At 64.5% G+C, this 12,747-nt stretch carries 11 protein-coding genes; 7 read left to right on the forward strand and 4 right to left on the reverse strand.

Annotation, left to right across the window (positions count from 1 at the left end):
- Positions 1-81 precede the first annotated feature (81 nt).
- From LIY36_RS02845 to hflK (LIY36_RS02860), 4 genes are read right to left on the reverse strand one after another with little or no spacing between them, the layout of a single operon-like run.
- Complete coding sequence (locus LIY36_RS02845; protein ID WP_226454743.1) at positions 82-1,968, reverse strand: cation-translocating P-type ATPase; 1,887 nt, start codon at positions 1,966-1,968, stop codon at positions 82-84.
- A complete protein-coding gene (gene hflK, locus LIY36_RS02850; protein WP_226454744.1) occupies positions 1,965-2,999 on the reverse strand; it encodes a protease modulator HflK in 1,035 nt (344 codons plus the stop codon). The genes LIY36_RS02845 and hflK (LIY36_RS02850) overlap by 4 nt, the downstream gene beginning before the upstream one ends.
- On the reverse strand, positions 2,996-3,985 hold the full coding sequence (gene hflC / locus LIY36_RS02855; protein WP_226454745.1) for a protease modulator HflC: 990 nt from the start codon (positions 3,983-3,985) through the stop codon (positions 2,996-2,998). The genes hflK (LIY36_RS02850) and hflC overlap by 4 nt, the downstream gene beginning before the upstream one ends.
- A 12-nt stretch (positions 3,986-3,997) precedes the next feature.
- On the reverse strand, positions 3,998-5,902 hold the full coding sequence (gene hflK / locus LIY36_RS02860) for a protease modulator HflK (RefSeq protein ID WP_226454746.1): 1,905 nt from the start codon (positions 5,900-5,902) through the stop codon (positions 3,998-4,000).
- Positions 5,903-6,235: 333 nt separating this feature from the next.
- Between hflK (LIY36_RS02860) and LIY36_RS02865 the strand changes: the two genes are divergently transcribed.
- The 7 genes from LIY36_RS02865 (at position 6,236) to LIY36_RS02895 (ending at position 12,679) form a co-directional block, all read left to right on the forward strand.
- A complete protein-coding gene (locus LIY36_RS02865; protein WP_192298111.1) occupies positions 6,236-6,856 on the forward strand; it encodes a CDP-alcohol phosphatidyltransferase family protein in 621 nt (206 codons plus the stop codon).
- 10 nt (positions 6,857-6,866) lie between these two features.
- Complete coding sequence (locus tag LIY36_RS02870; RefSeq protein ID WP_192298112.1) at positions 6,867-8,615, forward strand: bifunctional alpha/beta hydrolase/class I SAM-dependent methyltransferase; 1,749 nt, start codon at positions 6,867-6,869, stop codon at positions 8,613-8,615.
- Positions 8,616-8,617: 2 nt separating this feature from the next.
- A complete protein-coding gene (locus LIY36_RS02875) occupies positions 8,618-9,916 on the forward strand; it encodes a phosphatase PAP2/dual specificity phosphatase family protein (RefSeq protein ID WP_226454747.1) in 1,299 nt (432 codons plus the stop codon).
- On the forward strand, positions 9,906-10,349 hold the full coding sequence (locus tag LIY36_RS02880; RefSeq protein ID WP_226454748.1) for a hypothetical protein: 444 nt from the start codon (positions 9,906-9,908) through the stop codon (positions 10,347-10,349). Before LIY36_RS02875 ends, LIY36_RS02880 begins: the two co-directional genes overlap by 11 nt.
- Before the next feature lie 9 nt (positions 10,350-10,358).
- A complete protein-coding gene (locus LIY36_RS02885; RefSeq protein ID WP_226454749.1) occupies positions 10,359-10,979 on the forward strand; it encodes a lysophospholipid acyltransferase family protein in 621 nt (206 codons plus the stop codon).
- Position 10,980: 1 nt separating this feature from the next.
- Entirely contained in the window at positions 10,981-11,913 is a 933-nt protein-coding gene (locus LIY36_RS02890; protein WP_192298116.1) for a phosphatidate cytidylyltransferase, read from the forward strand.
- 565 nt (positions 11,914-12,478) lie between these two features.
- On the forward strand, positions 12,479-12,679 hold the full coding sequence (locus LIY36_RS02895) for a DUF3077 domain-containing protein (protein ID WP_226454750.1): 201 nt from the start codon (positions 12,479-12,481) through the stop codon (positions 12,677-12,679).
- Positions 12,680-12,747: the final 68 nt, after the last annotated feature.

Raw genomic sequence — 12,747 nt, forward strand, 5'->3', positions numbered from 1 at the left:
GGTGTCGGACCGCACGGAGTGTGCGGTCTCGACACACCACTAGAGAGAGGTGCCCGGCTGGCGTTACAACAAGCTCGAAATTTATTCTTCGAGCGTCAACAACGGCTCCTGGAAGCGCAGCAAACGCCCGGCGTTGCCCAGTACCAGCAAGGTGCTGAGGTTATGCAACACCGCAGCGATCATCGCCCCGGCAGCGCCCAACCAGCCAAACGCGGCGAACACCACGATCGCCAGCGTCCAGCCCAGGCCGATGATCACGTTGACCTGCAACGTCTGCCGGCACTGGCGACTCAAGCGCACACAGGTGCCCAGGCGCCGCAGGTCGCTGCCGATCAGCACCACGTCCGCCGAGGCCAGCGCGATGTCGGCGCCGCCTGCGCCCATGGCCACGCCGACCACACCGGCCTTGAGCGCCAGGGAATCGTTGATGCCGTCGCCCACCACCATCGGGCGAAAGCCGCTACCGATCTCGCCCAGCACGCGGTTGAGCTTGTCTTCCGGCAGCGCCTGGGCTTGGACGTCGCTGATGCCCACGTCCAGCGCCAGGCTGTCGGCCACGCTCTGACGGTCGCCGGTCAGCAGCAGTTGGCGGCCCAGGCCGAGGTCGCGCAACTCTTGCAGCGCCTGGCGCGCTTCCGGTTTGACGCGGTCGGCCAGCAGCAGCCAGGCGAGGAACTGGCCGTCCAGCGCCAACCCGGCAATCGGGCCGTCGTGAGTCGGCACCGGTGTGGTGACGATGCCCAACTGCTCGAACAGCTCCGGCCGCCCCAGCGCCGCTTCGCCCTGAGCGGTCTGCGCCACTACGCCTAGGCCCTGGCGTTCACGAATATCGGTCAGCCCCGGCAATTGTTCCTGCGTCGCCAAGCCCGCCAACGCGCGGCTGACCGGGTGGCTGCTGGCCGAGCCGAGGCTGGCGGCCAGGTTCAGCAACCGTTGCCGATCCGGCGCAGTGGTCTCGATGGATTGCAGGCGCAGGGTGCCATAGGTCAGGGTGCCGGTCTTGTCGACCACCAACGAGGTCAGGTCCGCCAGCTCCTCCAGAAACGCCGAGCTGCGAATCAAAATCCCATGCCGCGCCGCGACCGCGATCCCGGCAATCGCCGTGGCCGGCGCCGACAGCACCAACGCACACGGGCACGCCGCCACCAGCACCGCCAGCATCGCCTGCGCGTCGTTGGTGACAAACCAGATGACCGCCGCCAGCAGCAGCACCAACACCATATAGCTGCCGGCATAGCGCTCCAGTAGCCGCGTGATCGGCGGTTTGGAGCGCTCGGCGTTCTGCATCAGCGCGATTACTTTGCCCAACGTGGATTCATGCCCGGTGCGCGTCACTTCCAGGCGCAGCAAGCCGTCGAGGTTGATCGCGCCGCCAAACACCTGCACGCCGGCACTCGCTTCCAGCGGCACCGACTCGCCGGTAATCGGTGCGGTGTCCAGGCTCGCCTGGCCCGACAGCACCACGCCATCGGCGGGCACACGGTCGCCGGCGCGCACTTCGACAATATCGCCGGTGTGCAGCGTGCCGTTATCCACCTCGACGATGCTGCCATCGGCCTGCACCAGCCGCGCATGGCTGCGGGTCAGTTTGCCCAGGGCATGGATCGCCTCCTGGGAGCCGATCACGCTGCGCTCTTCGAGCACGTGGCCGAAGATCATGATGATCGGCAACAGTGCGGCCGTCAGCAGATCTCCAGTGGCCCAGGCCCCAAGCATGGCCAGGGCGATCAGTTGGTCGGTGATCCCATGCAGGCTCGGAAAGCGCAGGCTGTACCACGCCGAACGCATCACCGGCACGGCCACCAACAGCGAGGCAACCCCCAGCAGCAACTGGCTGACCCCGCTTTGATCCGGCGCCAGCCAGCGCCACACCAGGCCCAGCACCAGCAAACCGAGGGCCAGCATGGCCAGGGTCAATTGCCGCGCAGCACTGCGCTGCTCGGCGGAGGTCAGCATGGGTGCGCTCATTGTTCGGCTCCCTGAATGATCAAGCGGGAGTCGTCTTTCGGATCGACTGTGGTCACGGAACCGGCCTGGCCGAGAATCTTCGGCAGGCGTTCGCGGTACAGGCGCAGCAGCAAGCCCGGGTCTTTGACCTGGGCCAGGCTGGCGACGGTGGCGGTTTGCGCCCGGGCATTGGCCAAGCGTTCGCTGGCCTGGGCGTGGGCGACTTGCACCAGCCGGTCGGCCTGCTGGTTGGCGGCCTGGGTGAGTTTTTCTGCGTCGGTGCGGGCGTTGGCCACGGCTTTGTCGGCCTGCTGGCTGGCGGTCAACACTGCGTTGAAAGCATTCACCGCCGGGCCCGGCAGGCTCGATTGCACATCCACCCGGGTGACTTCGATACCCAGGCCCAAACCACTGGAGGTCAACTCCGCCAGGCGTTTATTGATGCCTTGCACCAGATCGCCACGCAGCCGTTCGCGACGTTCGGCGGCGCCGTTGTCGGAGCCGATCAGCTCGGGGCGCGCCACCAGGATCGTGTCCAGGTCCCGCGCCGCCGTAAGGGCCACGGCGCTGCGCGTCACCAGTCGATCCAGCGCTGGCAGCACATGCCCGCCCTGGAGCACAAAGGCATAGGGCTCGGTGACTTTGTAGAACACCCGCACATCCAGCTGCACCACCCCGGCATCGCCGGTCAGCAGGTAACCGGAGCCGGCCAGCGCATCACTCAATGGCGTGGCGAAACTGGCCACGCGGTCAGCCTGGGTCGCCGCCTCGGAGCGCAACAGGTTCTCGACCCGGCGCTCGATCACGCGGTCGGCCGCGGGCAACAGCACCACTTGCTCGAACGGCTGCGGCCAGGCCAGCAACAGCCCGGCATTCTGGATACGGTCGAGGGCGCCGAAGTGCAACACCACGGCACGGTTCTGCGGGTCGATCTGGCGCACATTGGAAAACGCCCAGGCCAACGCGGCCAATACGGTCACCGCGTACAGCGCCAGGAACGTCAGGCGCCCGGCCTGGACCCATGGGCTGTCCGGGCTGTCACGCTCGGTCATGGCTGGACGTCCTTCGGCCCGTCCACCAGGGCGCGGAACGGCGCCGCGTCGGTGCGCAGGATGATCCTGGTGCCTGGCGAAACCACGGTGCCCAAGGTGTCCAGCGAGCGCAGCAGGTTGTAAAGCTGCGGATTACCGGCGTAGGCACGGCCGTAGATCTGCGCGGCTTCGACCCGAGATTGCGCCTCGATGTCGGCGGCTTTGACCGTGGCATCGGCCTGCACGATGCGCGCGTCACGCTCGGCGGCGGAGCGGATCTGCGCCGCTTCACGCTTGCCCACGGCCGTGCGCTCGGTGGCGATGGTTTCACGCTCGGCGCGCATGCGGTCGACGGTGGCGGTGAGCGTCACCGACGGCAAGGTCAGCCGTTCGATACCGACTTGAGCCACGCGCACGCCGTAGGTAGTGAGCAATTGTTGATCAATCTGCTGGCGCAACTGCGCTTCAAAATCAGCAATGCGCACTTGGCTGGCATCGGTGTTGATCAAGCTCGACAGGTCAAAGCTGGCTGCGGTGGTTTCCAGCGCCGAACCGACAAAGGTACGAATCTGCCGCGCCGCTTCATCCGGCTGGTTCTGCACGGCGCGCATAAAGCGCTGCACGTTGTCGGCATCGCCCTGCACCTGCCACGCCACGTACGCCTGCACGATGATGCGCAGGCCATCGCGGGTGCCCACTTCCTGCAAGCCGCTGGAGGTGGTGCGCAGGCGCAGGTCCACCGGGATCGCCGCTTCGAACGGCGCCGGCCAGCGCCAGCCCAGGCCCGGCTCCAGCAGCACCCGCGCCGGGTTGCCGAAACGGGTAATCACCGTGGCTTCGCCGGAGCGCACTTGCACCAGGCTCGCGGCCGCGACCGCAAACAGCACCAGCAGCACCGCCCAGGCCATGCGTCGCCACGGGAACGGGCCGGCGGCGGGTTCGTCGCCATGATGATGGTGGTGGTGATGGCCATGATGATGACCGTGATCGTGAGAATGAGCGCTCAACAGACCGACTCCTTATTGAACGGCTTTGCGCGGCAGCGACGGATCGGCCGGCAAGGAAAAAGAACGCAGATCGATCGTCGGCGCACTGTCGGCGCCCAGGCGATGATCCAGAATCAACAGCTTGGCGTGGGCCAGGCCCTGGCTCAGTTGGCCGAGGTACTGTTCCAGCACGAAGGCTTTGCCCGCGCTGGCGTAGGCCTTTTGTTCGGCGGCGAAACGCAGGTCGGCCGCTTGGGCACCGGCATTCACTTCGCGCGCGGTGGCCGTGGCCTGGTCACGGGCGCTGCTGGCTTGCAGCAGGGCCAGGTTGGTTTGTTCGCTGGCGGCGCCGCGTTCGCGGGAGATCAGCGCCTGTGCGCCGATCTGCGCAGCTTGCACGCCGTGATAGGCATTAGCGGCGCCGGCCGGTGGGTGGATCGCTTCCACCACCGTGGCGAGGATTTCCACGCCGCTGTCGAGGTGATGCAAATCGGCCTGCACGGCGCGGCCGATCTCGTCGGCGAGGCTGGTGCGTTGCTCGCCGAGCAATTCGTCAAGGGTGCGCGAAGCAAAGTCGTGGACCAGGATGCGGCTGGCGGTGCTGCGGATCAGGGTCGGCACATCCGCGCTGTTGTAAGTGGCGGCCAGCGCGGCGTGGTCGTTGAGGCCGATGCGGTAGACGAAACGCACGTCCATGTTGACGATCTGGAAGCCCTGCTTGTCGCCGCTGCTGCTGGCGATGACCTGGGATTTGTCATTCACGTGGCTGGCGTCCCACAGGCGGTTGGCGATCAGCGGCGCCGGGCCTTCAGCGGCGGCCAGCTCCGGGGCGGCGGCCTCACTGACGCTGGTGGCGAGTTCATGCACCACGCCGTTTTCCACAGTGATCACGCGGCCCAGCGGCCAGGGCAGACCGGCATGCAGGCCAGGGCCGAACACCTCCACCGGCTTGCCGAAGCGCTCATAAATCCCGCGACCTTGCAGGGGCACTTCGTGCACACCAGTAAGCGCCCAGCCTACCGCCAGCACCACCAGCAACACCGGCAGAAATGCGCGGCGGATGTAGGTAAACGCCCAGATCTGGCGCAGGTCGATGCCGAAGCGGTTGTGCAATTCGTGCTGCAAGGCGAGCAAGGGTTGCGGTGGCCAGCGCAGCAGCCCGGCGATAACGCTTTGCGCCATCAGCCGCGGTTCGAGGCGTGGTTGGCGCGGACTGAACAGCGAAAGGATGGCCCTGAGCAGAAACTCGATGGCGACCAGCGCGGGTAACCCGCCGATCAGCACCGCGAGCCGCAACGGCCAGACCGCTTCGGCACTGGCGAACAGCAGGCAAATTCCACTGAGCACCAGGCAGATAATCGCCACCCGGCTCAACTGCGCCAGCTGCGAGGCTTCCGGCCATTGCACGGCGGTTTCCTGGGCGAGGCGGCGTTCGAACACCAGCAGGCCAAACGCCAGGGCCAGTGCCAACGCGGCACCGATGCTGGCGGATTGACCGACTGCTGCAGCGGGCAGGGCCAGGTTCCAGAACTCGACGACACTGACCAGCGCCAGCAGCGACCAACCGCCGAGCCACACCACCGGCGTACCGATCTGCTGGGCGAAGCGCTCGGTGAAGCGGGCGTAGCGGCTGGTGTCCTCAACCGGCACGTGCACCGCAGGTTCTTCCAGCGCCTGGGCGCGCCAATCGGCCACCCACCACGCCGACTGCAAACCGGCCACCAGCAACAGCAACGCCGACGCACAGTTGATCAACACCACCGGCCAGATCGACAGCGGCGCGAACAGCGCGACGAACAGCGCCAGTACCCACCCGCACAGTGCCACAGCCGTCAGGCTGATCCCGGCCTGGCGCAATCGACGGGCATGGAACAGCCCCTGCTGAAAACGCGGCAGGCCTTCCACCGAAGCGCCGTCAGCCTCTAGATCCACTTGCATCCACTTACGTCCGCTTGCACACAATTGGTTACGATATAACACGGGGCGTGAAATTTTTGTCCGGTGAATGTCGCTTTCAAACCCAACCACCGATTCCCTGTGGGAGCTGGCTTGCCTGCGATGCTGACAACAAGGTCTTCCAGCAAAACCGAGGTGATTCAATCGCAGGCAAGCCAGCTCCCACATTGATCGTTTCCACTTCTATACCTCGTTGTGCTCGGGAGCGTGACTAAACCCCCATAAACACGCGCCATCACTGGTACAGGCCAGGATTAAGCGGCACACTCCAAGCCAGTTTTTCGCGGGTCCACGGACAAGGAAGCGTCACCTCCCATGATTTCGATCTATCAGCTCAAACCGCGTTTTCAAAACCTGCTGCGCCCCCTCGTGCAGCGCCTCTACGACAACGGCACCACCGCCAACCAGATCACCGTGCTGGCCGGCGTGGTTTCCCTGCTGGTCGGCCTGCTGATCGCCAGCTTCGCCCAACACCTGTGGCTGTTTGCGCTGATCCCGCTGTGGATGATCCTGCGCATGGCCCTCAACGCCATCGACGGCATGCTCGCCCGGGAATTCGGCCAGCAGTCGCGCCTGGGTGCCTACCTCAATGAGTTGTGCGACGTGATTGCCGACAGCGCGTTGATCCTGCCGTTTGCATTGATCCCCGGCGTGAGCCTGGCGCCAGTGCTGCTGGTGGCGTTGCTGGCGGTGTTCAGCGAATACGCCGGGGTGCTCGGGCCGATGGTGGGCGCATCGCGGCGCTACGACGGGCCGATGGGCAAGAGCGATCGGGCGTTTGTGCTCGGCGTGCTGGCCACTGGTGTAGCGCTGGGTTGGCTCGGCGCCAGCTGGGTGGATGGGGTGATGTGGCTGGTCGCCGCCCTGCTTGCCTACACCCTGGTCAACCGGGTGCGCCAGGGCCTCAAAGAACAACAAGACTCCCCTTCTGCATAAGGATTTTGCGATGCGCGAACAACAAGCACACACCTTCAGTACCCACGATGGCGTCGAGCTGTTCTACCGGCACTGGCCGGCCACCGCGGGCGACGGGCCACGCAAGGCCATCGTGTTGTTCCATCGCGGCCATGAGCATTCGGGGCGCATCGCCCATCTGGTCGATGAACTGGACCTGCCACACTTCGACTTCTTCGCCTGGGATGCCCGTGGCCACGGCCAGTCTCCCGGCGAACGCGGCGACAGTCCCAGCTTCGCCACCAGCGCCCGCGACGTGCAAACCTTCTGCGACCACATCGGCGCCACCTATGGCATCGAGGAAGAGAACTTCGCCGTCATCGCCCAAAGCGTCGGCGCGGTGATCGCGGCCACCTGGGTGCATGACTACGCGCCAAAGATCCGCGCGCTGGTGCTCGCCTCGCCGGCGTTCAAGGTCAAGCTCTACGTGCCGTTCGCCCGGCCGGGCCTGGCGCTGATGCGCAAGTTTCGCGGCAACTTTTTCGTCAACAGCTACGTCAAGGCCAAGTTCCTCAGCCATGACCCCGAGCGCGTGGCGTCCTACGACAGCGACCCGCTGATCACCAAGGCGATCTCGGTCAATGTGCTGCTCGGCCTGTACGAAGCGGCCGACCGGGTTGTGGCCGATGCCCAGGCGATCCAGGTGCCGACCCAATTACTGGTGTCCGGCTCGGACTTCGTGGTGCACCGAAAACCCCAGCAGCAATTTTTCGACCGCCTCGGCAGCCTGAAAAAAGAGCTGCACATCCTCCCCGGTTTCTTCCACGACACCCTCGGCGAGCGCGACCGCGCCACCGCCGTGAGCAGCGCCAAGCGCTTTATCCTGCAGAACTTCGAACACCCGCTGGACCGCGCCTCGCTGCTCGACGCCGACAAGATCGGCGCCACCTGCGCCGAATCCGAAGCCCTCGCCGCGCCGTTACCGCGCAACTCCCTGCGCGACCTGTACTGGCGCCTGACCCGCGCCAGCATGGGCCTGGGCAAGAACCTGTCGGACGGGGTCAAGCTGGGCTTCGACACCGGTTTCGACTCCGGCAGCACCCTGGACTACGTGTACCGCAACAAGCCCACCGGCAAGGGCGGGCTGGGGCGGATGATCGACACCAACTACCTCAACTCCATCGGCTGGCGCGGCATCCGCCAGCGCAAGCTGAACGTCGAGGAACTGCTGCGCCTGGCCATGGCCAAGTTGCGTGCCGATGATCGCGAAGTACGCATCGTCGACATCGCCGCCGGCCACGGTCGCTACATTCTGGAAGCCTTGCAGGGCGTTTCGCCGCTGCCGGAGTCGATCCTGCTGCGCGACTACAGCGACATCAATGTGCGTGACGGTGGCGCGCTGATTCGCGAGAAGGGCCTGGGCGACATTGCCCAATTCGTCAAAGGCGATGCATTTGACCGTACGGATCTGGCCGCGCTGGCGCCCAAGCCGACGCTGGCGGTGGTGTCCGGGCTGTACGAATTGTTTGCCGACAACGCCATGGTCGGCGGCTCGCTGGCCGGGCTGGCTGAAGCGGTAGAGCCCGGCGGTTATCTGGTCTACACCGGCCAGCCATGGCACCCGCAACTGGAGCTGATCGCCCGTGCGCTGACCAGCCACCGCCAGGGCCAGGCCTGGGTAATGCGCCGGCGCAGCCAGGCGGAGATGGATCAACTGGTCGAGGCGGCGGGCTTTCGCAAGATCACCCAGCGGGTGGACGAATGGGGCATTTTCACCGTGTCCGTGGCACAGAAGATCTGAACATGCGCGAACCCGGTCTGCTCAAGCCCGCCGTCCTCTGGCTGCTGCTGTTGGCGCCGCTGTTTTTCAGCACCTACGGCTTCGCCACCTGGGTCACCAGCCAGCGCAGCGACGTCGGCACGCTGGTGTTCGACTGGGAAACCCACATGCCCTTCCTGGCGTGGACCATCGTGCCCTACTGGTCCATCGACCTGCTTTACGGGTTCTCCCTGTTGCTGCCCAACAGCCGGCATGAACTGAAGCAACATGCGCTGCGGCTGTTGAGTGCGCAGGTGATTGCCGTGAGTTGCTTCCTGATCTGGCCGCTGCGTTTCACCTTCGAGCGGCCCGAACTGGATGGCGTGTTCGGCTGGCTGTTTGCCGTGCTGGCCGGGTTCGACAAACCGTTCAACCAGGCGCCGTCGCTGCACATCGCGCTGCTGGTGATCCTGTGGGTCATGTACCAGCGCCACACCCAGGGTGTCTGGCGCTGGCTGGTACACGGCTGGTTCGCGTTGATCGGTATTTCGGTGCTGACCACTTATCAACATCACTTTATCGACTTACCCACAGGCGCCCTCGCCGGCTGGATCTGCGTGTGGCTATGGCCGGTGGAACATCCGAGCCCGCTGCTGAATGCGCGGCTGACGCGGGACCCCAAGCGCTGGCGGCTGGGCGTGCGTTACGGCCTGGGCGCGTTGCTGCTGGCGGTGCTTGCGTTGGCCCTGGGCGGCGGCTGGCTGTGGCTACTGTGGCCGGCGGTGTCCCTGGCCTTGATCAAGGCGAACTACTTCGTGCTGGGCGCCGCAGGCTTCCAGAAGCGCGCCGATGGTCGACTGACACCGGCCGCGCGCTGGCTGTATGCGCCTTACCTGGCGGCGGCGTGGATCAACTCGCGCCTGTGGACACGCAAACATCCACAACCGGACCGGATTGTGGATAACGTCTGGCTCGGGCGCATTCCCACGACCCGCGAGCAGGAGCCCTTCAAGGCCATCGTCGATCTCTGCGCCGAATTGCCGATTAATCCACAGGGCCGTGCCTATCAGGCCATCCCCGTGCTGGACCTGATCGCCCCGACGCCCGCCGAATGCCTGCTCGCCGCCGAGGCCATCGAACGCCTGCGCGCCAGTGGCCCGCTGCTGGTGTGTTGCGCCCTGGGCTATTCGCGCAGCGCGACGGCGGTTGCCGCGTGGCTGCTGCACAGCGGGCGGGCCACGACGGTGGAGGATGCGCTGACTATTATTCGTACAGCGCGGGCCGATGTGGTCCTGCACCCCGCTCACCGTGAAGCTTTGGAGGGTTTGCCCCATGCCCGCTGATATGGAACTCCAGGTCGTCGCCAGCCTGCTGCGCCGCGGCCGTTCGCTGGATCAGTTATCCACAGGCCTGACCCTGCTCGGCGTGTTGTTCGGCCTGGCCCAACTGCTGATGGCCAGCATCACGCCGATCTGCCTGCTGCTCAGCCTGTGGATGATTATCCTTGGGCTGCTGCAAAAGTACTGGGCGCTGCGCGTGGCCTTCGATGCCGACCTGTTCGCCCTGCTCGCCCGCGACACCGAACGCACCGCCGACCTCGACCTGGCCCTGCAAACCCTTGGCCTGCAAGCGCCCAAACGCGCCGGCCGGCCCTGGACCGAACGCCGTCGCGGCGCTCTCAAACTGCTGCGCAAACAAGCCTGGTTGCTGGGTGCACAAACACTGCTGACCCTGGGCGCGATCCTCGCCAGCCCCTGGCTGCCTTTCGCCGGATAAGGAATTCCCATGTTCGAACCCGTGGTCGCCACGCTGATTACCTCCATGGCCCGCACCGTTACCGGCGCCCGCAGCCTGTGGCTGGGCTGCGCACCTGTTCCGGTGCAACGCATCTACTTCGCCAACCACAGCAGCCACGGCGACTTCGTGCTGCTGTGGGCCTCATTGCCGCAAAACCTGCGCAAATTCACGCGCCCGGTGGCCGGTAGCGATTACTGGAGCAAAAGCGCCTTGCGCCGCTACATCATCAACCGTGTGTTCAACGGCGTGCTGATCGACCGCGAGCGCAAGGACCCTGTGGATAACCCGTTGCAGCCCATGTTGGCCGCATTGGAAGGCGGCGACTCGCTGATCCTGTTTCCCGAAGGCACGCGCAATCTGGAAGACGGCCTGCTGCCGTTCAAAAGCGGCTTGTATCACTTGGCAAAAAGTTACCCACAGGCCGAACTGGTGCCTGTGTGGATAGCCAACCTCAACCGGGTCATGCCCAAGGGTCGCGTATTGCCGCTGCCCCTGCTGTGCACCACCAGCTTCGGCACGCCGTTGCATTTGGAAGAAGGCGAAGACAAGACCGCGTTCCTCGCCCGCACCCGTGACGCCCTGCTCGCCCTAGCCCCGGAGCATTCCTGATATGCATAGCCAGACCATAATGCTGTTCGGCGGCATCGGCGCGATCCTGGTGCTCGCCTCGCTGATCGGCCTGATCCTCAAGCTGCGCACCCGAGGCACGCCCAACGCGGTGATCGACAACCTCAACGCACGCATCAACGCCTGGTGGGTGATGGTGGTGGTCATCGGCATCGCCTTCTGGCTCGGCACCGGGGCGGTGATCCTGCTGTTCTACGCGGTGTCGTTCTACGCCCTGCGCGAATTCCTCACCCTCACCCCCACCCGCCGCAGCGACTACCCGGCGCTGGTGGCCGCGTTCTACCTGGCGCTGCCGCTGCAATACCTGCTGATCTACTCGGACTGGTACGGGCTGTTCTCGATCTTCATCCCGGTGTACGTGTTCCTGCTGCTGCCGATCCTCGCCTCCCTCGGCGGCGACAGCACACACTTTTTGGAACGGGCGTCGAAGGTGCAATGGGGCCTGATGATCGCCGTGTTCTGCGTGTCGTTCGTGCCGGCCCTGCTGACCCTCGACATTCCCGGCTACGAGGGCCGCAACCTGCTGCTGATCGCCTACCTGGTGATCGTGGTGCAACTGTCGGACGTGCTCCAGTACGTGTGTGGGAAGTTGTTCGGCAAACACAAGATCGCGCCCAACCTGTCGCCCTCCAAAACCGTGGAAGGCTTTGTCGGCGGGATCTTGCTGTCCTCCCTGATCGGCGCAGCCCTGTGGTGGACCACGCCGTTCAACCCATGGCAGTCGTTCCTGATCGCGCTGTTGATCAACCTGCTGGGGTTTGCTGGCGGCATCGTGATGTCGGCCATCAAGCGCGACCGGGGTGTGAAGGACTGGGGGCATATGATCGAGGGGCATGGCGGGATGCTGGATCGCTTGGACTCGGTGTGTTTTGCCGCGCCGATTTTCTTTCACCTGGTGCGGTTCTGGTGGACCTGAGTCCACCATTCTCCAGCCATCCAAAAATCAAAAATGTGGGAGCGGGCTTGCTCGCGATGACGGTGTTTCAGCCACTTGATAGGTTGGCTGACACACCGCCTTCGCGAGCAAGCCCGCTCCCACTATGCCTACAGGCTTACAAGGGTCGGTAATTTGTAAGCCTATAGGCTTACAAATCGTGCCAAACCCCGTCAGCAAACCTGCGTGCATTTGTTCTGCGGCAAAGTCTGAAACAAGCACTCCTACCACTCGCGTCCCTTTCTTTCGCAGGACATTTCCGAGAGAATCCCATCCGCTTGTGCCCTGCCTTTTCGGTAGCTAGTCTGCGTTCGTCACTGCCCATTCAGTGACCGGGTTTAGCAGCTCGAATGTTCAACATTGGGCGCACAAGCGCCATCTCAAGCATGGCGTTTTTTTCTGCCAACGCTTTATGGTGGCTGTGCGCAGGGCACCTTCGGGTGCGTCGGATTCCCAATGTTCCGGCCTGCTAACCTGCGTACAGCCGCCACCCATTGTTTAGCAGCGATGGCTGTCAGCTCCAATTTTCTACATTGGAGTTAACGCAATGAGCAAAGTAAGGCCCGACCCACCTCATCCCTTTTTCATCACCCATCCCGAACTCAGCTTCGAAGACGCCCTGGCTTACGCCTCAGACCTGCTCCAGTGCGCTGAAGCATTAGGTGACTCACCCAAAGCCGCCAGCTATCTGGCGAAAATGGCCAAAGTCATGGTGGATCGCTCGCTGGAATGTATGACCCCTTCGTAACATTCCCTCGCCACAAATAGTGCGGCGTATCGGTGTCATCTTTTGTATCAAAGACACTGTAAGATACG

The organism is Pseudomonas sp. AF03-9 (assembly GCF_020515815.1).
GTDB lineage: Bacteria > Pseudomonadota > Gammaproteobacteria > Pseudomonadales > Pseudomonadaceae > Aquipseudomonas.